At 69.6% G+C, this 24201-nt stretch carries 24 protein-coding genes; 9 read left to right on the forward strand and 15 right to left on the reverse strand.

All coding sequences use genetic code 11. The features are described 5' to 3' along the window. Positions 1-12: 12 nt before the first annotated feature. Positions 13-1257: an extracellular solute-binding protein gene (locus ACIOU8_RS12045; RefSeq protein WP_400789653.1), complete on the reverse strand. Its 1245-nt coding sequence runs from the start codon at positions 1255-1257 to the stop codon at positions 13-15. Between the two features lie 290 nt (positions 1258-1547). Between ACIOU8_RS12045 and ACIOU8_RS12050 the strand changes: the two genes are divergently transcribed. From ACIOU8_RS12050 to ACIOU8_RS12070, 5 genes are read left to right on the forward strand one after another with little or no spacing between them, the layout of a single operon-like run. Then, entirely contained in the window at positions 1548-2444 is an 897-nt protein-coding gene (locus tag ACIOU8_RS12050) for an SIS domain-containing protein (protein ID WP_400789656.1), read from the forward strand. Between the two features lie 24 nt (positions 2445-2468). Continuing rightward, a complete protein-coding gene (locus ACIOU8_RS12055) occupies positions 2469-3461 on the forward strand; it encodes an ROK family protein (RefSeq protein ID WP_400789659.1) in 993 nt (330 codons plus the stop codon). Continuing rightward, a complete protein-coding gene (locus tag ACIOU8_RS12060; RefSeq protein WP_400789662.1) occupies positions 3458-4399 on the forward strand; it encodes a 1-phosphofructokinase family hexose kinase in 942 nt (313 codons plus the stop codon). The genes ACIOU8_RS12055 and ACIOU8_RS12060 overlap by 4 nt, the downstream gene beginning before the upstream one ends. Further along, entirely contained in the window at positions 4396-5250 is an 855-nt protein-coding gene (locus ACIOU8_RS12065) for a ketose-bisphosphate aldolase (protein ID WP_400789665.1), read from the forward strand. Before ACIOU8_RS12060 ends, ACIOU8_RS12065 begins: the two co-directional genes overlap by 4 nt. Positions 5251-5278: 28 nt before the next feature. Beyond that, complete coding sequence (locus ACIOU8_RS12070; RefSeq protein ID WP_400789668.1) at positions 5279-6055, forward strand: DeoR/GlpR family DNA-binding transcription regulator; 777 nt, start codon at positions 5279-5281, stop codon at positions 6053-6055. A 289-nt stretch (positions 6056-6344) separates the two neighbouring features. Here the strand turns inward: ACIOU8_RS12070 and ACIOU8_RS12075 are convergent, their stop codons facing one another. From ACIOU8_RS12075 to ACIOU8_RS12090, 4 genes are all read right to left on the reverse strand, one after another. Continuing rightward, the gene (locus tag ACIOU8_RS12075; protein WP_400789671.1) at positions 6345-8843 is read right to left on the reverse strand and encodes a CHAT domain-containing protein; all 2499 of its coding nucleotides are present in this window, start codon (positions 8841-8843) and stop codon (positions 6345-6347) included. Between the two features lie 176 nt (positions 8844-9019). Then, positions 9020-10594 (reverse strand): S8 family peptidase, encoded by a 1575-nt coding sequence (locus ACIOU8_RS12080; protein WP_400789674.1) that lies wholly within the window; start codon positions 10592-10594, stop codon positions 9020-9022. A 186-nt stretch (positions 10595-10780) separates the two neighbouring features. After that, a complete protein-coding gene (locus ACIOU8_RS12085) occupies positions 10781-11263 on the reverse strand; it encodes a hypothetical protein (protein ID WP_400789676.1) in 483 nt (160 codons plus the stop codon). Continuing rightward, complete coding sequence (locus ACIOU8_RS12090; RefSeq protein WP_400789679.1) at positions 11260-11886, reverse strand: RNA polymerase sigma factor; 627 nt, start codon at positions 11884-11886, stop codon at positions 11260-11262. Before ACIOU8_RS12090 ends, ACIOU8_RS12085 begins: the two co-directional genes overlap by 4 nt. A gap of 435 nt (positions 11887-12321) precedes the next feature. On the opposite strand from ACIOU8_RS12090, the gene ACIOU8_RS12095 reads away from it, so the two are divergent. Next, positions 12322-12540, forward strand: a complete 219-nt coding sequence (locus tag ACIOU8_RS12095; RefSeq protein ID WP_400789682.1) for an SCO4848 family membrane protein — start codon at positions 12322-12324, stop codon at positions 12538-12540. A gap of 77 nt (positions 12541-12617) precedes the next feature. On the opposite strand, the gene ACIOU8_RS12100 is transcribed toward ACIOU8_RS12095, so the two are convergent. After that, positions 12618-13076, reverse strand: a complete 459-nt coding sequence (locus ACIOU8_RS12100; protein WP_400789684.1) for a hypothetical protein — start codon at positions 13074-13076, stop codon at positions 12618-12620. Positions 13077-13136: 60 nt separating this feature from the next. Continuing rightward, positions 13137-13637 (reverse strand): MarR family winged helix-turn-helix transcriptional regulator, encoded by a 501-nt coding sequence (locus tag ACIOU8_RS12105; protein WP_400789687.1) that lies wholly within the window; start codon positions 13635-13637, stop codon positions 13137-13139. A gap of 116 nt (positions 13638-13753) precedes the next feature. Here ACIOU8_RS12105 and ACIOU8_RS12110 point away from each other — a divergent pair, with 116 nt between their 5' ends. Then, positions 13754-14545, forward strand: a complete 792-nt coding sequence (locus ACIOU8_RS12110; protein WP_400789689.1) for an SDR family NAD(P)-dependent oxidoreductase — start codon at positions 13754-13756, stop codon at positions 14543-14545. Between the two features lie 25 nt (positions 14546-14570). Here the strand turns inward: ACIOU8_RS12110 and ACIOU8_RS12115 are convergent, their stop codons facing one another. Then, entirely contained in the window at positions 14571-15896 is a 1326-nt protein-coding gene (locus ACIOU8_RS12115) for an MFS transporter (RefSeq protein ID WP_400789692.1), read from the reverse strand. 75 nt (positions 15897-15971) lie between these two features. Between ACIOU8_RS12115 and ACIOU8_RS12120 the strand changes: the two genes are divergently transcribed. Continuing rightward, a complete protein-coding gene (locus tag ACIOU8_RS12120) occupies positions 15972-16553 on the forward strand; it encodes a helix-turn-helix domain-containing protein (RefSeq protein ID WP_400789694.1) in 582 nt (193 codons plus the stop codon). Positions 16554-16556: 3 nt separating this feature from the next. Here ACIOU8_RS12120 and ACIOU8_RS12125 read toward each other — a convergent pair whose 3' ends face one another. The 7 genes from ACIOU8_RS12125 to ACIOU8_RS12155 form a co-directional block, all read right to left on the reverse strand. Next, positions 16557-17702, reverse strand: a complete 1146-nt coding sequence (locus tag ACIOU8_RS12125) for an aromatic acid exporter family protein (RefSeq protein WP_400789696.1) — start codon at positions 17700-17702, stop codon at positions 16557-16559. Between the two features lie 159 nt (positions 17703-17861). Next, complete coding sequence (locus ACIOU8_RS12130; protein WP_400789700.1) at positions 17862-18548, reverse strand: hypothetical protein; 687 nt, start codon at positions 18546-18548, stop codon at positions 17862-17864. Beyond that, positions 18548-19465 carry an ABC transporter ATP-binding protein gene (locus tag ACIOU8_RS12135; protein WP_400789702.1) on the reverse strand — a complete coding sequence of 306 codons (918 nt, stop codon included), beginning with the start codon at positions 19463-19465 and terminating at the stop codon, positions 18548-18550. The genes ACIOU8_RS12130 and ACIOU8_RS12135 overlap by 1 nt, the downstream gene beginning before the upstream one ends. After that, on the reverse strand, positions 19462-19869 hold the full coding sequence (locus tag ACIOU8_RS12140; protein WP_400789704.1) for a GntR family transcriptional regulator: 408 nt from the start codon (positions 19867-19869) through the stop codon (positions 19462-19464). The genes ACIOU8_RS12135 and ACIOU8_RS12140 overlap by 4 nt, the downstream gene beginning before the upstream one ends. Before the next feature lie 479 nt (positions 19870-20348). Then, positions 20349-21149, reverse strand: coding sequence for an ABC transporter permease subunit (locus ACIOU8_RS12145; protein WP_400789707.1), 801 nt, complete (start codon positions 21147-21149; stop codon positions 20349-20351). Then, positions 21146-22138, reverse strand: coding sequence for an ABC transporter ATP-binding protein (locus tag ACIOU8_RS12150; protein ID WP_400789709.1), 993 nt, complete (start codon positions 22136-22138; stop codon positions 21146-21148). Before ACIOU8_RS12150 ends, ACIOU8_RS12145 begins: the two co-directional genes overlap by 4 nt. Next, complete coding sequence (locus tag ACIOU8_RS12155) at positions 22135-22791, reverse strand: TetR/AcrR family transcriptional regulator (protein ID WP_400789712.1); 657 nt, start codon at positions 22789-22791, stop codon at positions 22135-22137. The genes ACIOU8_RS12150 and ACIOU8_RS12155 overlap by 4 nt, the downstream gene beginning before the upstream one ends. Before the next feature lie 61 nt (positions 22792-22852). Between ACIOU8_RS12155 and ACIOU8_RS12160 the strand changes: the two genes are divergently transcribed. Then, positions 22853-24070 carry a class I SAM-dependent methyltransferase gene (locus tag ACIOU8_RS12160; RefSeq protein WP_400789715.1) on the forward strand — a complete coding sequence of 406 codons (1218 nt, stop codon included), beginning with the start codon at positions 22853-22855 and terminating at the stop codon, positions 24068-24070. Positions 24071-24201 lie beyond the last annotated feature (131 nt).

Below are 24201 nucleotides of genomic sequence, written 5' to 3' on the forward strand. Positions count from 1 at the left end.
GGTCAGCGCGGCTCAGCCCGCGTCGACCTGTGCCTGGATCTCTGCCAGGACGTCCTGGGCCGGCTTCGACTGCAGCTGGCCGAACAGCGCCTTGAAGGCGCCGTCGGTGGCCGACCACTTCTCGTTCGTCGACGGGTAGAACTGCGCGTCGGGCAGCACCTCGAGGAACGGCGCGAGCGCCTCCTCGCCGGCGAGCTGCTCGGCACCCGACTTGGTGACGGGCAGGAAGCCCTCGGCCTGCACCCACGGCACGTACACGTCGGCCGAGTAGTAGTAGTCGAAGAAGGCGGTGATCGCCTCCTGCTTGTCGCCGTCGTTCTGGAACGCCATCAGCTGGTCCATGACGCCGAGCGTGAACGGCGAGCCGTCTTCGGTCGGGATCGGGACGATCGAGTAGTCGAGCTCGGGGTTGCCCTCTTCGATCTGGCCCACCGTCGGCGGCAGACCGACCTGCATGCCGATCTTGCCCTGGATGAAGATGTCCATCAGGGGCGAGCGCTGCGTCGAACCGGGGTCTGCCTGCGTGGCTCCGGCGTCGATCATCTTCTTGATCTGCTCGGCCCCTGCGAGGTTCTCGGGGGTGTCGATCGTGATCTCCGAGGCGTCGCCGAACGAGCCGCCGCCACCCCACAGCCACACGGCCGCCTCGGCCTGGGCCTCTTCGGATCCGAGCGGCATGCCGTAGCCGGCCACGCCGCCGCCGAGCGCCGACACCTTGGTCGCGGAATCGAGCAGCTCGTCCCAGGTCGTCGGGGCCTCGACGCCCGCCTGCTCGAGCAGAGCGTTGTTGACGAACAGTGCACGAGCGGATGCGATCAGCGGCAGCGCGTAGGCGGTGCCGTCGACCTCGGCGTTCGCGAGGAACGCGTCCTGGAAGTCGGAGTAGGTCTCCTCCGAGACCACCTCCTCGACCGGGTAGAGCAGCTCGTCGCCGACGAATCCGGCGAACGGTCCGCCGTTGTAGATGTCGGGAGCCTCGCCGGCCTGGATCTTGGTGGAGACGACCTTCTCGAGGTTGTCCCACGACTGCACCTCGAGCTCGACCGTGATGTCGGGGTTCTCGCTCTCGAACCCTTCGATCACGTCTTCCCACAGGCCCTTGGTGGCATCGGAGTAGCTGGGCACCAGAAGGTTGAGCGTGGTCTCGCCCTCGGCGTCTCCGCCGCCTCCTGTCGAGCCGCCGAACCCGCACGAAGCGAGCGTGAGCGTGGCGGTCGCCGCCAGGGCGACGGCACCGAATCGCAGTGACTTCTTCATGTGTATTGCATTCCTCACTGTGTAGGTGGTGCACAGTCGCAAGCACAACTCACGCGACGGTGCGTGTGATCGCCTTCGCCGGTGGCTGGGCGATCGGTTCAAGCCGGGTCGGCTCGAGGAACCCTCCGTGGACCGGATCTGCAGAGGGGCGGTGGAACTTGTTCGATTATTTGTCAGGAGAATAAACAAATCAAGAGGAACCTTGCATGATTTCCTCGTGTCGAAATACTATGATCGAATCAACCTCGAAACAATCACAAACTTGCAACATCTGGTCCGGAGGGCCCGACATGACCGAACTTCTGCCCGGCGCACACATGCGCGAAGAACTGAACTCGCAGCCCGAGACCTGGGCCCGCGCCGCCGATCTCCGTGATGCCCAGGCGCTGCTGCCGGCATCCGGAGCCCGCATCGCGGTCGTCGGATGCGGCACGTCGTGGTTCATGGCGCAGTCCTACGCGTTCCTGCGCGAGACCGCGGGGCAGGGCGAGACCGACGCGTTCGCGGCATCCGAGTCGTTCGTCGACCGCGGCTATGACGCCGTCGTCGCGCTGACGCGCTCGGGCACCACGACGGAGGTGCTCGAGCTGGTCGAGCGCATCAAGGGCCGCGTGCCCACGATCGGCGTGATCGGCGACGAGACCTCGCCGCTCGTCTCGCTGGTCGACGACGCCGTTCTGCTGCCCTTCGCCGACGAGAAGTCGGTCGTGCAGACGCGCTTCGCGACCACCGCGCTGGCGCTCTTCCGTGCCTCGCTCGGCGAAGACCTCACCGGCGCGATCGACGATGCCGCGGCTGTGCTCGCCGCAGACTACGACGACGAGCTGCGCGATGCCGAGCAGTACTCGTTCCTCGGACGTGGTTGGACCGTCGGCCTTGCACACGAGGCCGCTCTGAAGATGCGCGAGTCGTCGCAGTCGTGGACCGAGTCGTACCCGTCGATGGAGTACCGCCACGGTCCGATCGCGATCGCCGCACCCGGCCGCGTGACCTGGCAGTTCGGCCAGGCGCCCGAGGGGCTGGCCGTGCAGGTCGAGGCCACCGGGGCGCGTTTCGTGCAGCATCCGGTCGACCCGCTCGCCGACCTCGTGCGCCTGCACCGCGTCGCCCTCGACCGCGCGGTCGCCAAGGGTCTCGACCCCGATCAGCCGCGCAACCTCACGCGATCCGTCATCCTGGATGCATGACCCGACCCACCCGCGGAGAGTTCGATGACCAGCCCTGAGGATGCCGCGAGCATCGCCGACGTCGTGAGCGACGCATCGGGCGAGAGGCTCGCCTCCGCGCGCCCACTGGGCCGCGGTGCTCCGGTGCTGGCCTTCGATGTGGGCGGCACCGACATCAAGTCGGCGCTGTTCGACGCCGACGGCACGGCGCTCGGCCTGCGCCGCACGCCGACCCCGGTGGCCGACGGCGATCGCACCGCGGTGCTGATCGAGCGACTCGGAGTGCTGGCCGCCGAGCTGCGGGCAGACCACCCCGACGTCGTGCCACAGGCGGCGGGGCTCGTGGTGCCGGGGATCGTCGACGCGGATGCCGGGCTCGGCGTGTTCGCGAGCAACCTCGGCTGGCACGACTCGCCGCTGCGCGACCTCGCGTCGGCGAAGCTCGGCCTGCCGGTGGCGTTCGACCACGACGTACGTGCGGCGAGCTGGGCCGAACACCGCCTGGGCGGCGCCCGCGCCTACTCGAACTCGGTCGTGCTCGTGATCGGCACCGGCATCGCCGGCGCGCTGCTCGTCGGCGGAGAGCCCTACACGGCGGGCGGCTATGCGGGCGAGATCGGACACTCGCCGATCGCCGACGGACCGGTGTGCGCGTGCGGCGCGCGGGGCTGCCTCGAGGTGGTCGCGTCGGCCGGTGCCATCGCGCGCCGCTATCGAGAGGCGACGGGGATCACCCCCGACGGCGCCAAAGACGTGATCGCCCGCGCCGCTGCCGGCGACCGGATCGCCTCGGAGATCTGGAACTCGGCGCTCGACGCCCTCACCCTGTCGCTCGCACAGCTGACCGCGGTCGTCGCACCCGAGGCCATCGTGATCGGCGGCGGGCTCTCCCGGGCCGGTGGAGCGCTCTTCGACGAGCTGCGCGCCCGGCTCGCCGAACGACTGAGCTTCCATCGGCTTCCCGAGCTCGTGCCCGCCGAGCTCTCGGGCAACGCCGGCATCCTGGGCGCGGCACTGCGCGCGAGGGAGCTCGCATGATCCTCACCGTCACCCCGAACCCCGCCCTCGACCTCACGTGGCACGTCGAGCGACTGACCCTCGGCGAGACGCACAGAGCGGATGCCGGTGCCGTGCGTGCCGGCGGCAAGGGCCTCAACGTCGCCAGGGTCGCCCATGCTCAGGGGGCCTCGGTGCTCGCGGTGTCTACTGCCGGTGGTCGCAGCGGTGTCGAGCTCGCCGCCGAACTCGGTGCCAGCGGGGTGCCCCACCGGTTGGTCCCTGTGGTGGGAGCGACCCGGCAGAGCATCGCCCTGGTCGACGAGGCGCTCGGCGACACCACGATCGTCAACGAGCGGGGTGTGAATCCGACCGATCCCGAGTGGGCCGCTCTGCTCGGCGAAGTCGTCGACGCTCTGCCCGGCGCGCAGGTGCTGGTGATCTCGGGCAGCCTGCCACCCGGGGCACCCGAGACGCTGCTGCCCCTGCTGATCGGCACGGCGAGAGACGCGGGCGTGCCGGTGATCGTCGACACATCCGGTGTCGCGATGCTGCACGCGGCGGATGCCGGAGCATCCGTGCTCAAACCCAACGCCGCCGAACTCGTCGAGGCGACGGGCATCACCGACCCGGTCGAGGGTTCCCGCTCGTTGATCGAGCGCGGCGTCGACCTCGTGCTGCTGTCGCTCGGTGCCGAGGGCATGCTCGCAGTCACGGCATCCGAGGTGCTGCACGCCCGTCTCGACGCTCCGCTCGCCGGCAACCCGACCGGAGCCGGTGACGCCGGGGTGGCCGCGTGCGCGGTGCTCTATGCCGACGGCATCCGTGACCCCGCAGTCGTCCTGCGCCGCGCGACCGCCTGGTCGGCTGCCGCCGTGCTCATGCCGCTCGCGGGCGAGATCTCCGATGAGTGGGAGGCGCTCGAGCAGCGCCTGCTCGTCGCTCCCTACGACCCCACCGTTCGAGAGGACCCTCAGTGACACTCGTCTCCGCCCGCGAGCTGGTGACGGATGCCGCAGCACGCGGCACCGGCATCGGCGCGTTCAACGTGATCCACCTCGAGACGGCCGAGGGACTCGTGCGTGCCTCGGCCGACGCGGGTCTGCCGGTGATCCTGCAGATCTCGCAGAACTGCGCCGACTATCACGGCAGCCTCGAGCCGATCGCGCTGGCGACCCTCGCGGTCGCCCGCCGGGCAGCGACGCCGGTCGCCGTGCACCTCGACCACGCCGAGCGCCCCGAGCTCGTCGACGAGGCCATCGCCCTCGGATTCGGCTCGGTCATGTTCGACGGCGGCGCGCTGCCCTACGACGAGAACGTGGCGATCACCGCCGCCGTCGCCGAGCGAGCTCACGCGGCGGGCGTCTACGTCGAGGGCGAGCTGGGCGAGGTCGGCGGCAAGGACGGCGCACACGCACCCGGCGTGCGCACCGACCCCGACGAGGCACGCGCATTCGTCGCAGCGACAGGCGTCGACGCGCTCGCCGTGGCCGTGGGCTCGTCGCACGCGATGACCCATCGCACGGCATCTCTCGACCTCGAGCTCATCGGCCGACTGCGCCAGGCGCTTCCCGTTCCGCTCGTGCTGCACGGCTCGTCGGGCGTCGCGGATGCCGTGATCGCCGATGCGGTGCGCGCGGGCATGACCAAGATCAACGTCTCGACGCACTTGAACGGCTTCTTCACTCGCGCGATCCGGTCGACCCTCGACGCCGACGAGAAGCTCGTCGACTCGCGCAAGTACCTCTCACCCGCGCGTGAGGCGCTCGCGGGGGAGGCGGCGCGGATGCTGCGGCTGTTCGCCCTCGATCCCGCCGGAGTGGCGGGGTGACCAGTGTGAACACGGGCAGGATGGTGACATGAAGCGCGCCGCCCGCCTGAATGCGATCCTCGACCTCCTGGCCGCGGACGGCGAGGTGAATGTCGACGAGCTCGTCGAGCGCTTCGGCGCCTCGGCTGCCACCACCCGCCGCGATCTCGACTCGCTCGCCGAGCAGCGTCTGCTCACCCGCACGCACGGCGGGGCGGTCGCGCACTCGGTCGCCTACGAGCTGCCGATTCGTTACAAGAGCCACTTGCGCGCGCACGAGAAGGAGAGCATCGCCCTGGCCGCCGCCGCCCTCGTCGCGCCGGGCATGGTCGTGGGGCTGTCGGGCGGAACGACGACCACGGCCATCGCCGCAGCGCTCGCCGCTCGCGACGATCTCGCGACAGGCGCGGGCATCACGGTCGTCACCAACGCCGTGAACATCGCCGCGCAGCTCGCGACCCGCCCCGACATCAAGGTCGTCGTGACCGGCGGGGTGATCCACTCGCGCAGCTATGAGCTGGTGGGCCCGTTCGTCGAGCAGTTGCTGCGCGGAGTGCGGCTCGACATCGCCTTCATCGGAGTCAACGGCATGGACGCCGCAGCCGGAGCAACTACCCAGGACGAACGCGAAGCCGCGGTGAACCGGATGATGGCCGAGCGCGCCCGCCGAGCAGTGGTCGTCACCGACAGCAGCAAGATCGGCAGGGTGGCATTCGCGGCGGTCGGCGGCTCAGAGCTGTTCCCCGTGCTCCTGACCGACGACGGGGCGGATGCCGCGACGCTCGCCGCGTTCCGCGACGCGGGGTACGAGGTCCTGACCGCCTGAGCGTCGCCCCGTGCGGCCTCCGTGCTGGCATCCCCCTGACGCCGAGACCCACTGCCCCCGTCGCAAGGTGGGTCTCGGCGTCGAACTCCTGGTGGGGGCGCCGCGACCCCTCTCGCGGCACCCCCGGAGTAGATGGTGTCCTGTCGTTCCCTCACACTCCCCAGTGCACGAGGGTTTCCCCAGTTCGACTGCGCCTCCCTCGCGCTTCGTTTCCGAAGCCCTTCGCTGGCACCTTCTGGAGATAAGGAGCGAGCCACCGATGTTCTGATACATCGAGTGGAGAAAAGATTCAGAGTCCGCTTCCGTGGCACTGGAACGGCGCACGGAGCCCGGTGGATTCGGCTGCCGCAGCCAGCGCGACGGCCGGTCGTGCGCCGGCCGCCAGCTCGAGGTGCACGGCCCCGAGCAGCTCGCAGGCGATGTCGTCTGCCACCACCACGGGTGCGGCGATGACGCAGCCGGTGCCGGCGTGCAGCCAGACACGCGTCATGCCCAGTGCCTCCTCGCCCCAGCGCACCGATGAGCGTCCTAACTCGCAGGCCGAGAGCACCACGGTCTCCGGCGCGCGCGAGATCAGGTCGACGTCATAGCCGAACAGTGTGCCGTCGTGGAGTTCGAATCCCGAGAACAGTGGATTGTCGACCGCGTGGCGACCGTGGGCGGCGATGTGCAGCACGTCGACCTGCTCGGCGAGTTCGGTGACGGCCGAGACGCGAGCCTCTTCGCCGGTGAGGATTCGGGCGCCGTTCCAGGCTGCCGCCGCTCGACGCACCTCCTCGTCTGCCCGCGCGACGCGAGGACCGGCGGCGAATCCGGCCGTCGGACTCGGCGCCGCTGCGTCCGGTGAGCGTCGGAGCGAGGCGCGCGAGGAGTGCGGCAGAGGAGACGTCGACGAGGGATCGGTTCGTCGAGGCGGCTCGCCGAGCAGACGCGACACCGAGGTCGCGATCGTGAACGGCGTTCCGCGCATGCCGGGGAGCATCGCCCAGGGGATGCCGCCGAGGATGCCGGGAACCGTCAGGGCGAGACGAGCAGCCCCACCCGACGCCGCACGGGCAGGCGCGAGCAGGGCATCGTCGAGCCGGCGCAGCCTCTCGTCGAGTGATCGGGCCACGACGTGGGCCATCGGGCCGCGATGGGTGAGAGCGGCCACATCGAGGTCGGCGCGGAGCCCGTCGAGCGCGGACTCGATGCGCGGCAGCGACAGTTCGACGATCGACGAACCGGATGCTGTCACCACGACGCAGAGCAGCTCGTCACGCGTGAAGACGTAGGCGAGGATCGCCGTGTCGCCGTCGAGACGAGCTCTGGTCTCGAGCAGTTCGAGGCGCTGGTGGTTTCCACCGACACCGGTCGACGACCACTGCCGGTCACGCACTTGGTCGCGCAGCTCGCGAACCCGCGCATCGGTCGTCCAATCCGACCCCGCGAGGTCTGCGCGCAGCATCCGCAGTTCGGCCAGGTCGGCAGACAGCTCTGCGTCGTGCGGCGGGCGCACCGGAGCGACCTGCTGGCTCAGATGCCTGGCGCGCTCCGACCACTCGAACAGCACCTCGGGGTCGCGCGACCGTGCGGCGGCGGCGAGTCCCGTGAACATCAGCTCGGTGCCGTGCATCGCCACGGACGCCTGCAGGTCGAGCGCGCCGAACGACTGCTGCCACGCGGTGAGCAGGTCGAGGCCGGCGGCTGCGGCACGGCGGGCGTCGGCATCCCTGCCTGCAGACGCCGCTCGCACCGCTCGCACCTCGTGCGCGCGCAGCCGCAGCGGCGTCGGTGCTTCGGCGGCGAGCCGCGGCATCCGCCCTCCGTCAGCGAGTCGAGCTGTGAGAGAAAGGGCGGTGGCTTCGGTGAGGAACCCTCCCCGAGTGAGCGCTGCGGCGGTACGCGCGAAGTCCTCGGACCTCGGTGCGGCCTTCGGGCGCGCGAGCAGTCGCGCTTCCAGCCGCACCGCCTCGGCGCGGGCCGACCAGCTCTCGCTTCCCAGTGCGGCGAAGCGACGGGATGCGGTCGCGGCGGCCCGCTCGGCGGCAGGGGCGTCGTGCCGTAGCAGCGACCGGGCGAGGTGGAACTCGGCTTCGCCGCGCGCCTGCCGCATCCGCTGCGCCCCGAACTGCACAGCGACCGTGCTGAGCAGCTCTTCGGCCTCTGTCGTGAGGCCGGCATCGCGCAGCACCTCGGCGCGGTCGAGGTCGCTGATCGCGGCGGCGAGGTCGCTTGTGGCGGCGAGGATCGACCGCGATCGGGTCATCAACCCGAGTGCCGTGACGAGGTCGCCCCCGAGCAGTGCGGCGTAGCCGAGATTGTGGCGGGCTTCGGCGAGCGGTGCGTCTGCCCCGTGGGCCTCATAGGCGGCGATCGCTCGCTGGAGGTCGGCCGAGCAGTCGTCGAGCCGGTGTCGCTGCATGCTGACGATCGAGCGGCTCATCAGGCAGTTCGCGCTCTCGATCGAGCCCTCGTCGAGACCGTCGATCGCCTTCGTGAGAAACAGGTCGGCCTCATCCAAGCGTCCCCCGTGCATGAGGAGCGTGCCCAGCTGCCCGTTCGCGAGGGCGATCGTCTCATCGCTGAGGCCAGGGCGCGAGAGTGCTTCTCGGGAGAGCCGCTCGGCCTCCGCCGGCTGGCCCGTCTGGGCGAGCACATAGGCCATGGTCCCGTCGATGCGTGCGCGCAGATCACCGTCGTCGGTGCGTGCGGAAGCGGTCGTGAGCGCACGCCGCGCCTGCGCGAACCGTCGGGAGTTGGCTGCGTCGACGCCGCGCTGATGCAGCTCGAGAGCAGACAGGGGCACTGCACCAGAATGCCGGTATGTCTGGCCTCAGGGAAGACGTGCGGCCGCATCCGCCCTGTTCCGGGCACTCGCTGTGGCTGATCGATGCCCGGATGGCTGACCCTACTGACCCTGTTCAGCAGCCATCCGGGGAATCCTCAGCCATCCGGCCGCCGTGTCGAGCCACCGCCCCCCGGCTACCCGCCCGTCACCGGCGGCGGCAGCGTCTTCCGCACGGCGGCGACGGCCTTGGCCGCGGCATGCGCCGTGACGCCCTGCGCGGGCACCGAGCCCAGCTGAGCGGCGATGCGACCCGCGACATACGGAGCCGCGAACGACGTGCCGCTCCAGATCGAGAAGCCTCCGCGGTAGTCGTCCGGGTCGATCGTCTCGCGGCGCAGCCCGGCGACATCCGCCCTGGTCGTCGCCTGCTCGCCTCCGACGAACGCCGGCGACGTGCTGACCACGGCGGCGCCGGGCGCGTAGACCTGCACCCACGGGCCGATGTTCGAGAACAGCGCGACCGATCGGGCAGACGGATTGAGGGCGCCGACCGACACGTGCGGCGCGTCGTCATCGCGGGGGATGCCGTTGTCGGCTCCGGGCCACGGCCAGAGGGATGCCGGGAACGACGGCCGATCGATCGCATCGTTGCCCGCCGAACACACCACCACGCACCCGAGCTCGCGCGCCTTCGTCAGCAGGGCGTGCAGCGTCGTGCTGAAGAGGCCGTCCGTCGGCGTCTCGTGGTAGTACCCGAGTGACAGATTGAGGACGTCGATCGGATGCCCTGTCGAGGGGTCTTCGCGGTGTCGCCGCAGCAGTTCGACGACCTGGGCGACCGTGATCAGGAACGTGCTCTCGTCGATCACGCCGAGCGCGCCGGCCATGCGGATCGAGACGATGTCGGCATCCGGCGCCGTCTGGCGGATGATTCCCGCGATGAACGTGCCGTGCCCGGCGACCGCGTCGATCTCTCCGTCGAGCTGCCCGTAGAGGTCGGGATAGCGCTCGGGATCGGCGTCGTCGGTGAGGCCGATCGGCACACCGTCGAGCTCGAGGTGTCGGGTGACGATGTCGTCCGACAGCCAGTCGTGCACTCCGCATCCGGTGTCGAGCACCGCCACCACCGGGCGGCGGCCGCGTTTCGGGGTGGCCGTGCGCCGCGGCGCGGGACCGAGCCAGGTCACCGGCTGGCGGGCGCCTCGGCCCGGCTCGAGGTAGTCGTCGCTGCCTCCGACCCCTCCGCCCGCGCCGCGCACCGGATTGGTGCGGCTGAACGGGTTGGTGCGGCTGAAGGGATTGGTGCGACTGAACGGATTGAGGCCGACCGGGTCGATCGACAGCACGTGCTCGAGGCTGGTCCTCGGCATCGGAGTGCCCGAGCTGCGACGTGCGCGCTGCAGGACACGCCAGGCATCGGGCGGCACCGGAGACTCGCCTCTGGTCGGCTCGTCGGGTGTGGTCAGGCGGGCGCGGAGGAAGCCCGGCACCCCGGGAACCAGCGGATCGGCGGCGCGGAGAGCATCCGGCGATTCGATCTCGAGGTTCCAGCCGAACGAGCCGGCGGCCTCCCGCAGCTCGCGGATCTCCTTGTCGTAGGCCTCCTGGTCGTTCTCCTGATCCTGCGTGATCAGCAGGTGCTCCTGCAGATACGCCGTGGGGAACGCCCTGACGCCGTCGACGGGTTCGACCGACGGATCGAGAGCCGTCCCCCGCCTGATCGACCCCTCGGCTCTGTCCTGCCAGCTCCACCCCTTGGGCTGCTCCATCGTCGGTCCTCTCCTCGCGGGCGGACCCGCGTCCTGTGCGGGAGTTCCCGCGGTGTGTGCGGGCTGGCCCGCGTTGTGTGGGGGCTGACCCGCGTCGTATGGGGGCTGGCCCGCGTTCCCTGAGGGAGATCCTGCGGAGTGCGGGAGTCGCCCGGCGGTGGTGTGTGCGGGTCGCCCCGCGGTGGATCACAACTCGAACTGCGGAGTCGTGACGGTTCGCTCCTGATCGCCGACCGTGGTGCGGAGGCGCACGAGAGTCAGCCCGTCGGGCACGTCGTCGAACATGAAGCGACCGGTGTCGTTGGCCGTCGTGGTGCGGATGTGCTCGCCCTGCGCGAGTTCGATCGCGCCCGATGTCGAGTCGACCCAGCCGTCGACGCGGTGCGCGCCGGTCGCGGTGCGGGTGACGTGCAGCAGGATGCTGGTGGTGCCGTCGCTGAACTGCAGGGTGAGTGCATCGGCGTCGCCGCGCACGGCACCGAGCGGCTCGTCGATGAGTGTGAGCAGCGCGTACTCCTCTGACAGACCCTCGGCCGCGACGGTCGCGATCATGCGGTCGATCAGGGCGGCCGGCATCGGGTCGACGTCGCGCCAGAGTGAACGCAGCTGCGCGAACAGCTCGGCATCCTCGTGGTTGTCGCCGCCGTGGGCGCCGTCGTTCTCGCTCATGAGCTGCCCTCCGTTCGTGGTGTCGGTGCGTCGAGCAGGTCGCGCAACTTCGCGAGGCAGCGCTGGCGGGTGGGTCCGATGCTGCCGACGGGCATAGCGAGGTCGGCGGCGAGACGGGCGTAATCCGGTCGCTCCTCGAAGGCGATCACACGCAGCAGGCGCTGGCATCGATCGGCGAGGCGATGCACCGCAGCCCAGAGGCGCCGGTTCTCGTCTCCGACGGTCGCGTGGTGCTCGGCGGACTGCTGCTCAGGAAGCAGTGCGTCGAGAGCATCCGACTCTGTCGTGTCGATGCGGTTGTGCGCCTTGCCGGCCCGCCAGGCCTCGCGGCGGGCGGTGGTGGTGAGCCAGGCCGACACCGCCTTCGGATCGCTGATCGAGCGGTGGCCGCGCACGAGTTGCAGCCAGGTGGTCTGGATGACGTCTTCGGCCAGTGTGCGCTCGAGTCCGTACGCGCGCACGACATGCCAGAGCACAGGCGTCATCAGCCGCACGAGGTCGTCCATCGCGCGGCTGTCGCCGTCTCGCCATGCGTCGAAGAATTCGGCGGCTCGCCTCCAGCGGGCCGCACCGTCGTCCGGTGCAGGATCGAGGCCGGCGCCATCGGGTGCGCCGTCGATCATGAGTCCCATTGTGATCACACCATTCAGGAGCACGGCAAGAGCTTGCTGATACATGGACCCGGTGTTTTTTCGGAACACTGCGCGGATCGGTCGGGCCGGGTGACTCGTGGGGTGCCGTCTGCAGGACGGATGCACGTCTGCGGGGCCGGATGTGAGGTCTGGTCGTGCAGACGTGCCGGGGTCCTGCAAACGGTACGGCTGAGACGGGGGCCTGGGAGGGGGCGGGGACCGATGCCGGGGAGGGCGTCGGGCATCGGGGGGTGCGTACCGTCTGCAGGACGGATGCACGTCTGCAGGGTCGGACGTGAGGTCTGGCCGTGCAGACGTGCCGGGGTCCTGCAAACGGTACGGGTGAGACGGGGATGCGAGGAGGGATGCCGCAGCGAGGGGGACGGATGCCGGGGGCACTCGAGCCGAGGGCGTTAGCGTGGAGGGGTGATCGTTCTCTCCGTCGTGCTCTTCCTCAACGCCGCCTTCAATGTGTTGGTGTGGCCCCGTTTCTACAAGCGCGTCGCGACCGACCCCCGGGCTCGGGATGCCGACGGCAGGGCCACGATGTTCCTCAAGGTGCACGCCGTGCTGATCGCGATCGCCCTGGTGCTCGCACTGGTCTCGGTGATCGTCGGCATCGCGGCGCTGGCCGGAGCGCTCTGACGGTCAGGCCGAAGACGGTCAGGCCGAGGACGGCAGGCCCTAGAAGATGATGCCCGAGAAGGTCAGGCCCTAGACGGTCAGCTCCGGGCGATCGGCTGCTGCAGCTCGGTGATCCAGTCGGCCTGATCTTCGGATTCCGACCGCAGGTAGACCTCGCGGCACGCACCGACGGCGGTGGCGCCGCCTTCAGCGATCGCTGTGTTCAGCGCACTCCAGCTGTCGTCGATCGTCGACATGGTGCCGAGGTGGGTGGTGGAGAACGCAGACTCGACGGCCGGCAGCTCGACGATGACGACCCCGTCGACGGCGGGGCCGTCGTAGACGAAGCCGACCGTGATGCGCACGCCGTGCTTGTCCATGTCGTACTCGGCGATGGGGAGTCCCGGCATCGCCCCCGCATCACGCAGGGCGTCGGCCACCCGGTCGAACAGAGGACCCACGACGGCCGCGACCTCGGGCTGCGAGGCGACGGTCTCGGTCAGCGACGCGAGTCGGACGAACGGGAGGGGCTTCTCGCTGGTCTCCAGGGTTGACATCGTCGTCTCCTCAGGTCGTGGGTGCGTGTCGCCGATCCTACGCTCGGACACCGACATCCGTCACGGGCGCTCGGGCAGCGGAGGTCTCCAGGCGTCATCCGGACCGATCGCGGACGCGATTCGCTGACTGATCGCACGGAGCTGGCGGCTCTGCGCCGCGGTCAGGCTCTCGAAGACCAGTTCGCGGACGAGTGCATGATGCGCAGGTGTCGACTCGACGACCTTCTCGTGCCCGCTCGGCGTGAGGATCCCGAGCGTGAAACGACCATCGGTCGGATCGGTCTCGCGCCGGGCCCACCCCTTCGTCTCCAGGCGGGAGACAGCGCGCGAGAGTCGCGAGAGGGTGCAGCTGGCGTAGCTCGCGAGAACGCTGAGGCGCAGTGTGCGATCGGGGGCGGAGTCGAGCGCGAACAGGATCCCGTGCTCGAAGTGGGTCAGCCCGCTGTCGCGCTGAAGCTGTGCGTCGAGAGCGGTCGGGAGCCGCTCGAGCAGTGTGGCCACGGGAGCCCAGGTCTCCAGCTCCTCTGCGCTCAACGGGTCGACGGTCGAGTGCTCAGGCATGTCACGAGCCTACGCCATCCAGGATGCAATGACTTGCTCACGCAAGTAAAACCTCGTACAGTGACTTGCTCCGGCAAGTTAATGCGCACCGAACGCGAGTGCGAGAAGGAGTGATCGTGGACCTGGGACTGCAGGGCAAGACAGCGTTCATCAGTGGATCGACGCAGGGGATCGGCTACGCGATCGCGGCCGCGCTCGCCGCGGAGGGCGCCGAGGTGACGCTGAACGGGCGCGACGCGGAGCGTCTCGACGCCGCGGTCGAGCGTCTGCGCGCCGAGTACCCGGGAGCGCGGGTGGCGGGCCTCGCGGCCGACTTCGCGAGTGCTGACGAGGTGGCGCGACTCACGGATGCTCTCGGCGATGTCGACGTCCTCGTGAACAACGTCGGGCTCTTCGGCCTCGCCGACTTCGCGTCGATCAGCGACGCGGAGTGGGCGCGGTACTTCGAGGTCAATGTGATGAGCGGCGTTCGGCTCGCGCGCGCGATGCTCGGCGGCATGCTCGAGCGGGGCTCGGGCCGCATCGTCTTCATCAGCAGCGAGTCCGGTGTCAACGTGCCGGCCGACATGGTGCACTACGGCATGACGAAGGCCGCGATGCTCGCGGTGGCGAACGGTCTGGCGAAGCTCACCCGCGGCACGGCGGTCACGGTCAACACCGTGCTCGGCGGCCCCACGTTCTCCGACGGAGTTGCCGCATCCGTGGCGGCGGTGGCTGAAGCGCAGTCTCTTCCCGTCGAGGCGATGAAGAACGCGATCATCGGTCAGAATCACACCACCCTGCTGGAGAGATTCATCGACCCGACCGAGATCGCGAGCCTGGTCGCGTACCTGTCGAGCCCGCTGTCGTCCGCGACGAACGGCGCCGCCCTGCGTGCGGACGGGGGCGTGCTGACGGCGATGCTCTGACGGCGGCGCGGGCTTCGGAGCCGGCTCAGGCGTTCTCGTACTGCTTCGCGTGCTCGGTCCAACGGGACTCGACAGGCAGGGCGCGGAGCGCGCGGTTGCTCAGCGCGAGTGCGACGGCGATCACGCAGAGCGCGGCGCACACGAGGATCGTCGATTCGCGGCCGATCCAGGTGAGCCCGAAGCCCGCGATCAGCGGCGCGAGCGGCATCGCGCCCATGCCCAGAACCGCGGCTGCGCTGTTCGCGCGCCCGAGCAGCTGGGTGGGCGTCGCGACCATGAAGTAGCCCATCATCCCCGCGTTCAACGCCGGAAGCAGCAGCACCGATGCGCCCAGCACGATGACGATCGCCCAGGGCTCTGTCACCGTCGCGAGCACCACCGTGCCCGCGGCGCCGCCCGCGAGACCGGCGATCGCGAGCACTCCGGTGCGGATTCGCGGTACGAGCAGTGGTGCCACGATGGCACCGGCGAGCATGACCGCACCGACCCCCGCGCCGAGCGAGCCGATCAGCAGCTCGGAGTATCCGGCCTGCTGGAGCGCGTACATGACGGTCGTGATCGCGGCGTTGAAGCCCAGGTTGACGATCGTGATGATGACGAGCACACCGCCGAGGTCGGGGCGTGAGAACAGCCAGGCGAACGCCTCTCGCAGCTCGGCCCACGCGCTCGTCCTGACCGGGGCGGTCGCCTCGGCATCCGCAGCCGACTCCGTGGGGAGACCCAGAGCATCCGCCCCCGTATCCGCGATTCCGGCGCGGCGGGCCTCTCTCTTCAGCATCCATGCCGTGACTGCGGCGACCGCGTGGCAGAGCGTCATGACGACGCCGACCAGCCAGCCGCCGACACCGAGCAGGAGTCCGCCGAGGGGGCCGCCGGCGAGCTGCAGTGCGGCATCCCGTCCCTGGTTCGCGGCCTGAGCCCTGCCCATCGCCTCGTTGGGCACGATCTCCTTGATCGCGCTCTCGCCGGCGACGTCGAAGACCCCGCCGCGGGCGGCGAGCAGCACGTTCGCCGCGAGCAGGGTGCCGAACGTGAGTGCATCGGCGAGCGCGAGCAGTGTGAAGGCGCCGGCGAACAGGATGCCGAGGAGCGAGCCGATCAGCATCAGCACGATGCGCGGATGCCGGTCGGCGAGGATGCCGCCGACGAGGGTGAGCACCAGGCGCGCGACCATTCCTGCACCGCCGATGACGCCCGCCTGGGCGGGGTCGTTCGTGACGATCAGGGCGAGCAGCGGGATCGCGAAGGTGAACAGTGTCGCCGCGAGGCCCTTGCTCGTGTCGCTCACGAGCCAGGTCAGATACCGAGCGTTCCGCCAGAGCCGGTGGGGTTCGGTCACGATCGTCGTCATGCTCAAGAGAGTAGTTCCGCAAGAAACTTTGCGCAACTACTCTTGCGCAATTATTCGTGCAAGTAGGATCTGATCATGGGAGATGGCATTCACGGCGAAGATCCCGTATGGATGACGACGGCCATGCTCAAGGCCTACACGCATCCACTGCGGCGACGGATCCTTCGCCTGCTCGCCCGACGCCACCACATGCGCGCGGCCGACATCGCCGCCGAGCTCGACGTCGCCGCGAACAGCGTCAGCTTCCATCTGCGCACTCTCGCTGACGCGGGCCTCATCGTCGAGGCTCCGGAGCATGCGCGCGATCGTCGTGACCGTGTCTGGGCGCCGGTCAAGGGTGCCATGAGCGTCGGCGACCCCGACCACCCGGTGGCCGACGAGGAACTCGGCGGAGCCGTCGTGCGAGCCGTGGCCGCCGAGCACCACGACCTTCTCCAGCGCGTGATCGCGTGGTCTCCCGAGTACTACGGGGGCCGAGCCTCGGGCATCCATGCCGTGTTCCAGCAGCGCACCACCCGGCTCACCGAGGCCGAGTTCACGGCGGTCATGGAGATCTTCGACAAGGCGATGGCCGAGGCCGAAGCCGCGCACGATGACGACGACCCCGAAGGTCGCTTCTGGCAGATCGATCTCGTCGCCGCAGACGACACGATCTGACCCCTACGCGCCCGCGGTCTCCTCGTCGGCCTCGCCCTCCTCGTCGTCGTTCGTCTCGCGGAGTCCGCTGAGGATCAGGATGCGACGCAGATGCATGGCCGCGAGGACGCCTGGTCCCATCGAGCGGCGCACATCGATCGTGCGGTCGTCGACCGTCTCGAGCAGCAGCCGGATCGCCCGCGCCGCCTCGCCGCGGGCGCGGTGATCGTCCGGCGTGAGGGGGTCCTGCTGAGCGATGACCTCGGCGACGGCGTGGCAGGCGGCCGAGAGCGGTTCGGGCAGTGCGGCATCCAGGTCGAGTGATCCTGGTCGCGCCCAGATCGTGTCGGCCAGCTCATCGGAGAGGTCGCGGATCAGATGCGCGATCCGATCGAGGCGCACGAGGTCCTCGTGGATGTGCCGCGTCTCTCCCCGGCGCCCGAATGCGCGCGGGTTGCCCCGTCGACTGTCGTCGGCGTCAGACAGTGCGGTGCGAAGCTCCGACGTGGTGTCGGCCAGCGACGCCGCGTCGTCGGCCCACTGCCCGCGCTCCGGCGGCCAGGAATCCGACACAGCCGAACCGATGTCGTGCAGGTGCTGGCTCAGCTGCGTGCGGAAGGCGTCGACCTTCGCCGCGGCGGCGAGAGTGAGCGGAGCGGGAGCGATCACCAGGTTCACGATGAACCCGACGACCACTCCGACCCCCATCTGCACCAGGTAGCCGAGCGAGTAGTCTTCGGCGTCCTGGCCGCCGACGATCAGCACGAACAGCGCAGCGATGGGCACGTACTCGCGCCCGACGCCGAACCAGCCGGTGCCCGAGACCAGCACTCCGATGCCGACGACGGCGGGGATGCTCCACCACGTCGGGCCGATGGTGAGCACGACGACTGCGGCCAACCCGATGCCGGTCGCGAGGCCGAGCAAAGTCTGCAGCCCCGACCGCACCGAGCCCATCAGTGTCGGATACATGCTGACCAGCGCGCCGAGCGGCGCGTAGTACGGATACTGGTCGGTGACCCCGGGCGTATGCGGAGCGATCAGCCACGCGAGCCCGACCGCCAGTGCGGTCTTGGCGACGAGCAGCAGCCGGGCGGGATCGACCGCCTGGCGCAAGGAGAGCACGATGCCGGGGCGGTGCGCGCGCACTCGTGTCCTGATGTTCGTCACGGCTTCCTCCCGTCATGCTCCCCGAAAGGTGACGCTAGCCGTTCGGCATCCGTCCTCGCACCGGATTGCTTCTCGCGCTCCCGTCGGGTAGCGCCCGCCTCGCGCGACGACGCCGGCCGCCCCGTGAGGAGCGACCGGCGCCGAGTGATCACCGACTGATCAGGGGATGGCCCTGCGGAAGGCGAGGAACGAGATGCCCGCGAGCGCCGCCGTGGCCACCAGGCCCCACAGCGCGAGTCCGAGTGCGCCGGCGCCGAGGATTCCGCGCCACACCTCGTCCCACAGCTCGAGTCTCGTGGCGAGGAAGGCGAGCCCCACGAGGATGAGGCCGAGGGCGACGCTCGCGATGGTGAGCACGGTGGGTCCCCAGCTCTTGTAGATGGTCGCCCCGGTGAAGCCGACGACGAACAGGAACAGGGCGAGGGTGAAGTAGACGGTGAACGCCCCGAGCGGACCAGCCTCCCACAGCCATGGAAGGTAGAACATGTAGCCGTTCAGGCCGTAGCCGTTCGTGGCCACCTCGATGCCTGCGCCGATCAGAAAGATCACGCCCAGGAACGCGCTGCCCAGGATCGCGGTGAGCAGGGTGCCCGCGAAGAACTCCCGCCGGGTGATGCTCATGGCCTGCGAGAAAGGGAAGGTGAGTGTCATGGCCGAGATGCCGATCGCGAAGAAGTACCAGAGCGGTGCCTGACCGGCCCCGATGTACTTCGGTCCGTCGCCCGGGATCATCGCGTAGATCAGCACCCCGAGGACGGTGACGCCGCCGAGGATGATCAGCGGCACCCAGATGAACGTCTGCCTGTTGATCAACTGCAGACGGATGACGTTGAGTGTGCGTCGCATCAGCGGACTCCTTCCTTCGCGGCGGCGCCTCTGGCGACGGACTCCGCCTCCGCCTTCTGTGTGAGCCTGACGATCAGCTGCTGCAGCGACACCGGGGCGAGATCGAGACCGGATGCCGTGATCTCGGCGCGCTCAGCGGCAGACAGTGCCCCGAGCACGGTGACGGAGGCGACTCGGCCGAGGGCCTCGCGGTGCAGCACCTCGCGATCGGCGGCCCAGGCGTCGACCTTGCCGGCTTCGCCGACCACGGTGACGGCGCGGTCGCGCACGGCATCCGTGTCTTCGTTGAGCAGGATCTGCCCGTTGTCGATCACGATGACCTTCTCGATGAGGTTCGACACCTCGTCGATCAGGTGTGACGACAGGATGATCGTGCGCGGGTGCTCGGCATAGTCTTCGAGCAGCCGGTCGTAGAAGATCTGCCTGGCGACCGCGTCGAGCCCCAGGTAGGGCTCGTCGAAGAAGGTCAGCTCGGCGCGGGAGGCGAGGCCGATGATGACGCCGACGGCCGACAGCTGGCCGCGCGAGAGCTTCTTGATCGTCTGCTTCATCGGCAGCTGGAACTGCTCGATGAGTTCGTCGGCGAGCTCCTGGCTCCAGTTGTGGAAGAACAGACTCGCGGCCTTGAACGCATGACGCGGGTATGCGTCGTCCGGATACTTCTGGCTCTCGCGGACGAAGCAGACCCGGTTGAGGACGTGCGTGTTCTCGTAGGGGTGCTCGCCGAAGACGCGAACGGTGCCAGACGACTCGAAGTTCTGCGCGGTCAGGATCGACATGAGCGTGGTCTTGCCCGCTCCGTTGCGACCGAGCAGTCCGTAGATCGCGCCGCCCTCGAGCGTGAGCGACACGTTGTCGAGCGCGTTCTTCTCCTTGTAGTGCTTGGTGAGGTTCTGCACCTCGATGACGGCGGTCATGCGGGGGTCGTCCCTTCTGTCTGTCGTGCCGGTGATGTCTGTGGCTCCTCGGCCGCGCGCTCGCGGAGCAGGGCGGCGAGATCGTCTGCGCCGAGCCCCAGCGTGCGAGCCTCGGTGAGGAGCGGGTCGATGTAGCGCTCGGCGAATGCCGCGCGGCGTTCGCCGAGCAGCAGGTCTTTCGCGCCGGTGGCGACGAACATGCCGATGCCGCGGCGCTTGTACAGAACTCCCTTGTCGGTGAGCATGGCGACTCCCTTGGCTGCTGTTGCGGGGTTGATGCGGTAGAAGCCGGCGAGCTCGTTCGTCGACGGGGCCTGCGCCTCCTCCGCGAGCGAGCCGTCGAGGATCGAGTCCTCGATCTGCTCGGCGATCTGGAGGAAGAGTGGCTTGCCTTCTTCGATCACGAGTCCTCCGCTGCGGTTGGTGGGTTAGTTACTCGACTAGGTAACCACTGAACCCGGATCGTGTCAACCGTCACTTGCGGCGGGGCGGGCGGGGTGCGGCTCCGCGCGCGACCAAAAGCCCGGGCGCCCGAGCGCCCAGACGTGTGCGCGAGCGCCCAGACGCGTGCGCGAGTTCGCTGAGTGGTCAAAAAGGCATCGCAAAGGCGCGATTCCGGTGCGTTTTTGACCCCGCACCGGCGCGGGGGTGCGTTTTTGGCACCGCACCCACGCGGGATGCCGCACCGGCGCGGAGGTGCCCCGTGCCGTGACGAGTGCCCCGTGCCATGACAGGTGCCCCGTGCCGTGACGGGTGCGGGGCCAGTTCTGCATCCGAAAGGCGCCATTGCAGTGCGGAACTGGCCCCGCCTGGGGGATGGGGTGCGGAACTGGCCCCGCCTGGGGGATGGGGCGCGGAACTGGCCCCGCCTGGCGGGCGGGCGTCAGCCGCGGAGGTCGCGAGCGCGGAACGCGAAGACCGATGCCACGACGAACACGAGCGCCAGGCCCCAGGTGAGGGCGAGTCCACCGGCATCCGCACCCTCGGCCAGCGGCGGCTGGCGGTAGACCCAGGAGTAGGGAGAGAGCGCGTTCAACCACTCGAGGTCGTCGGACTGTCGGGCGATCGCCTGCAGGACGTACCCGACCACGGCGATTCCTGCGCCGACGCCCGTCGCCCAGATGCGGCGGCCGGTCGCTGCGCCCGCGAGCAGAGCAGCGGATGCCGTGAGGAACGAGAGACCGGTGAGCGCGGCGCTCGCTCCGACGATGCGCCAGTCCTCGAGGCCGAGCTCGGCCGAGTCGTTCAACGCCCAGACGATGAGGCCCGAGAAGACGCCGAGCCACAGGAGCCGCACGAGCACGGCGAAGGCCGACTCCAGCGCATACTGGCCGCGCCCGATGCCGTGCGCCAGGTCGAGCTCTGCCCGTCCGCTCTCCTCGGCGCCCGCGATGGCCGCCGAGCCCCAGGTCACCGCCGCGATCGTCAGCAGAAGGAAGCCGATCAGGCCGAAGAACGTGCTCTGCGCGTATCCGGAACCGGTCGCGATCTGGTCGTACCCGAGGGTGTCGACGAGTTCCTTGGGCAGCGAAGAGATCATGGCCTCGAGCTGACCGTCGCCCGCGAGGCTCGGATACAGAGGCAGATACAGGAACAGCACCGCGGCGAGACCGGCGGTCCATCCGAGCAGGCTTCGCCAGGACTCGCGCAGGCTGCGCCGGAACACCGGCAGGATGCCGTTCATCGCTGCACCTTCCCTTCGCGCCGCGTGCGTCTCGTCGGTGGCTCGTTCGCAGGTGCGCTGGCGCTCGCGGCAGAGGCGCCATACAGGCGCAGCACGGACTCCTCGAGGTCCGGTTCCTCCACGGTCAGATCGCGCACCTCGAACCGGGCGAGCGCCTTGATGAACGGGTCGATCGCTCCGTCGACGGTGCCGGACAGATGCAGGATGCCGTCGATGTCGTGCACGTCGAGGCCGGTGAGCCCCGGCACACGGTCGAAGTCGGCGCGGGCGGAGGCGGCATCCGTCGTCGAGACCTCGGCTCGCACGCGGCGGATGGACCCCAGGCGCAGCGAGGCCACGTCGCCGTCGGCGACGACCCGTCCGTTGGCGAGCACCGCGACCTCGTCGGCGGCCTGCTGGATCTCGCTGAGCACGTGCGAGCTCAGCAGCACCGTCTGCCCCGCCTCTTTCGCTTCGCGCACCATCTGCAGGAACTCGCGCTGCACCAGTGGGTCGAGACCGCTCGTCGGCTCGTCGAGGATCAGCAGCTCCGGTCGGTGCATGAACGCTTGGATCAGCCCGACCTTCTGCTTGTTGCCCTTCGACAGCGTGTGCACCGGGCGCGTCAGGTCGACGCCGAGCCGGTCGCCCAGCTCGCGGCCGGTGCGCAGCGTCGCGGTTGCGTCGCGGGATCCCGAGACCTGGGCGTAGAACGCCAGCATCCGGTGCCCGCTCGATCGCCCTTCGAGGTGCAGCTCGCCCGGCACGTACCCGATGCGCCGCCGCAGGGCTGCGCCGCCACGTCGGGGGTCTTCGCCCAGGACGCGCACCGAGCCGGATGACGGGCGGATGATGTCGACGAGCGTGCGGAGCGTCGTCGTCTTGCCGGCACCGTTCGGGCCGATCAGCCCGAAGACGGTGCCCGGTCGCACGTGCAGGTCGAGCTCGTGCAGCGCGATGCGGCTGCCGTAGCGCTTCTGCAGACGGTCGATCTCGACGGTGTCGGTCATGATGCGTCTCCTCCCGGGGTGTTCCCCTCGGCCGCGAGTGCGTCTCGCGCGCCGTCGAGCAGTGCGGTCGTCGAATAGATGCCGTGGGTGAGCAGTTCGAGCGTCGGCAGCGTGGTGCGCAGCAGCCCAGCGGGGCTCAGCTGGTCTGTGCCCAGTGCTCGCGCGACCTGTGCGCGCAGAACGACCGGGGCGAGTCCGATCAGCACCAGGAGCATCGTCGTCATCTCGGGGTCGCTCATCGGCTCGAGCATCCCCGCCTCGCGCTGCTCGGTGAGCACATCGCGCGTGTTGGCCAGGAAGCTGTCGAACAGGCGATCGGCAGCGGCCGAGCCGTCGGCGAGCATGCGGGCGAGGTAGTCGATGTACGGGCCGTAGCGATCGAGGTCGTTGAGCGCGGTGCGGATGCGGTCGCGGGTCGGCGCGACGATGAGGTCGTGGTCCTCGTCGATGAAGACGCCGACGACATAGTCGTCACAGGCTGTGCGCAGAGCGTTCTTGTCGCCGAAGTGGTGCACGATCAGGGCGGGGCTGACGCCGGCCTCCCTGGCGATCGCGCGCATGCTCGCACCGTCGTATCCGTCGCGGGCGAAGGCGGCGATGGCGGTATCGCGGATGCGGGCACGAGCCGTGATGTCGTCAGAAGCTGAACGCATGTACAGCAGACTAAACACGTGTTCAGTCGGTGTCAAGAGGGGGCGCTCCTAGTCTTGAGGAGTGGACTTCCCCTTCAATCGCCTGCGTCGCTGGCCGGACGTCGAGGCCGACAACCTCCAGGCCTACGACGCCACCGATCTGCTGCTCGTCGAGCGCGCGCTGTCGCTCGGGATCGATGGGCGAGAGATCGCGGTCATCGGCGACGAGTACGGAGCGATCACGCTCGCGCTGACGGATGCCGGACTCGACGGCATCCGCGTGCACCAGGACCTCGCGACGGGTCGCCGTGCGCTGGCCCGCAACGCTGCGGAGCTGGATCTCGCCGGTTTCTCGTCGCATGAGCTCGATGCGACTCTGCTCGACGGCGTGCGACTCGTGCTGCTCCAGCTGCCCAAGGCGCTGGCGGAACTCGAGCAGATCGCGGATGCCGTGACTCGCTGGGCCGCGCCGGATGCCGTGCTCGTCGCGGGCGGTCGCGTGAAGCACATGACGATCGCCCAGAACGAGGTGCTCGGGCGCAGTTTCGCGGAGGTGCAGGCCGAGCGGGCGGTGCGCAAGTCCCGGCTGGTCGTGGCCTCCGCGCCGTCGCCCGCGCCGTCGGATCCGCCGTTCCCGGTCACTGCGCGGCACGACGGTCTCGTGCTCGTCGCACACGGTGGCGCCTTCGCGGGGGCTCGCCTCGACATCGGCACGCGCGTGCTGCTCGAGGCCCTTCGACAAGCTCAGGGACCCAGACAGCCTCAGGGACCCAGACAGCCTCAGGAACTCAGGCAGGCTCAGGGGCCGAGCGGGGGACAGGCGTCGAGTGCGGGCTGGGTCGCTGAGCCTGTCGAAGCGACCCCGGCTGAGACCGTCGTCGACCTGGGCTGTGGAACCGGCGCGCTCGCCGCCTCGTACGCTCTTGCGCACCCCGAATCCCGGGTCATCGCCACCGACCGGTCCGCTGCAGCCGTCGCATCGGCCCGCGCCACGGTCGCCGCCAACGGCGTGGCCGACCGCGTCACGGTCATGCACGACGACGCCGGATCCGAGCTCGCCGACGCGAGTGCCGATGCCGTGCTGCTCAACCCGCCGTTCCACCTCGGCAACAGCGTGCACACCGGCGCAGCGACGCGTCTGTTCGAGGCTGCCGCCCGCATCCTGCGCCCCGGTGGCGAGCTCTTCACGGTCTACAACTCGTCACTCGGCTACCGCGCCGAGCTGACCCGTCTCGTGGGTGCCACCGAGCAGGTGCACCGCACTCCGAAGTTCACGGTGACGCGCAGCATCCGTCGCTGATCGCGTGCGCCTCGCAAGGCCGTGTGCGCCTCGCAAGTCCGAATCTCCGGAATTCGGACTTCGCAGGCGCACACGGACGCCGGAGGCGACCGCCCCAGGGCCGCCACCCGACCGCAGTATGCCGTCGAACC

The organism is Microbacterium sp. NPDC087589, from assembly GCF_044743635.1.
Taxonomy (GTDB): domain Bacteria; phylum Actinomycetota; class Actinomycetes; order Actinomycetales; family Microbacteriaceae; genus Microbacterium.

Coding starts and splice junctions, on each gene's coding strand:
- ACIOU8_RS12145 (WP_400789707.1), bottom strand. CDS start 21,149: ATGAACGGCATCCTGCCGGTGTTCCGGCGCAGCCTGCGCGAGTCCTGG.
- ACIOU8_RS12115 (WP_400789692.1), bottom strand. CDS start 15,896: ATGACGACGATCGTGACCGAACCCCACCGGCTCTGGCGGAACGCTCGG.
- ACIOU8_RS12135 (WP_400789702.1), bottom strand. CDS start 19,465: ATGACCGCCGTCATCGAGGTGCAGAACCTCACCAAGCACTACAAGGAG.
- ACIOU8_RS12150 (WP_400789709.1), bottom strand. CDS start 22,138: ATGACCGACACCGTCGAGATCGACCGTCTGCAGAAGCGCTACGGCAGC.
- ACIOU8_RS12080 (WP_400789674.1), bottom strand. CDS start 10,594: ATGGAGCAGCCCAAGGGGTGGAGCTGGCAGGACAGAGCCGAGGGGTCG.
- ACIOU8_RS12130 (WP_400789700.1), bottom strand. CDS start 18,548: ATGCGACGCACACTCAACGTCATCCGTCTGCAGTTGATCAACAGGCAG.
- ACIOU8_RS12070 (WP_400789668.1), top strand. CDS start 5,279: ATGAAGCGCGCCGCCCGCCTGAATGCGATCCTCGACCTCCTGGCCGCG.
- ACIOU8_RS12120 (WP_400789694.1), top strand. CDS start 15,972: ATGGGAGATGGCATTCACGGCGAAGATCCCGTATGGATGACGACGGCC.
- ACIOU8_RS12045 (WP_400789653.1), bottom strand. CDS start 1,257: ATGAAGAAGTCACTGCGATTCGGTGCCGTCGCCCTGGCGGCGACCGCC.
- ACIOU8_RS12090 (WP_400789679.1), bottom strand. CDS start 11,886: ATGATCGACGGCGCACCCGATGGCGCCGGCCTCGATCCTGCACCGGAC.
- ACIOU8_RS12155 (WP_400789712.1), bottom strand. CDS start 22,791: ATGCGTTCAGCTTCTGACGACATCACGGCTCGTGCCCGCATCCGCGAT.
- ACIOU8_RS12105 (WP_400789687.1), bottom strand. CDS start 13,637: ATGCCTGAGCACTCGACCGTCGACCCGTTGAGCGCAGAGGAGCTGGAG.
- ACIOU8_RS12050 (WP_400789656.1), top strand. CDS start 1,548: ATGACCGAACTTCTGCCCGGCGCACACATGCGCGAAGAACTGAACTCG.
- ACIOU8_RS12055 (WP_400789659.1), top strand. CDS start 2,469: ATGACCAGCCCTGAGGATGCCGCGAGCATCGCCGACGTCGTGAGCGAC.
- ACIOU8_RS12060 (WP_400789662.1), top strand. CDS start 3,458: ATGATCCTCACCGTCACCCCGAACCCCGCCCTCGACCTCACGTGGCAC.
- ACIOU8_RS12100 (WP_400789684.1), bottom strand. CDS start 13,076: ATGTCAACCCTGGAGACCAGCGAGAAGCCCCTCCCGTTCGTCCGACTC.
- ACIOU8_RS12085 (WP_400789676.1), bottom strand. CDS start 11,263: ATGAGCGAGAACGACGGCGCCCACGGCGGCGACAACCACGAGGATGCC.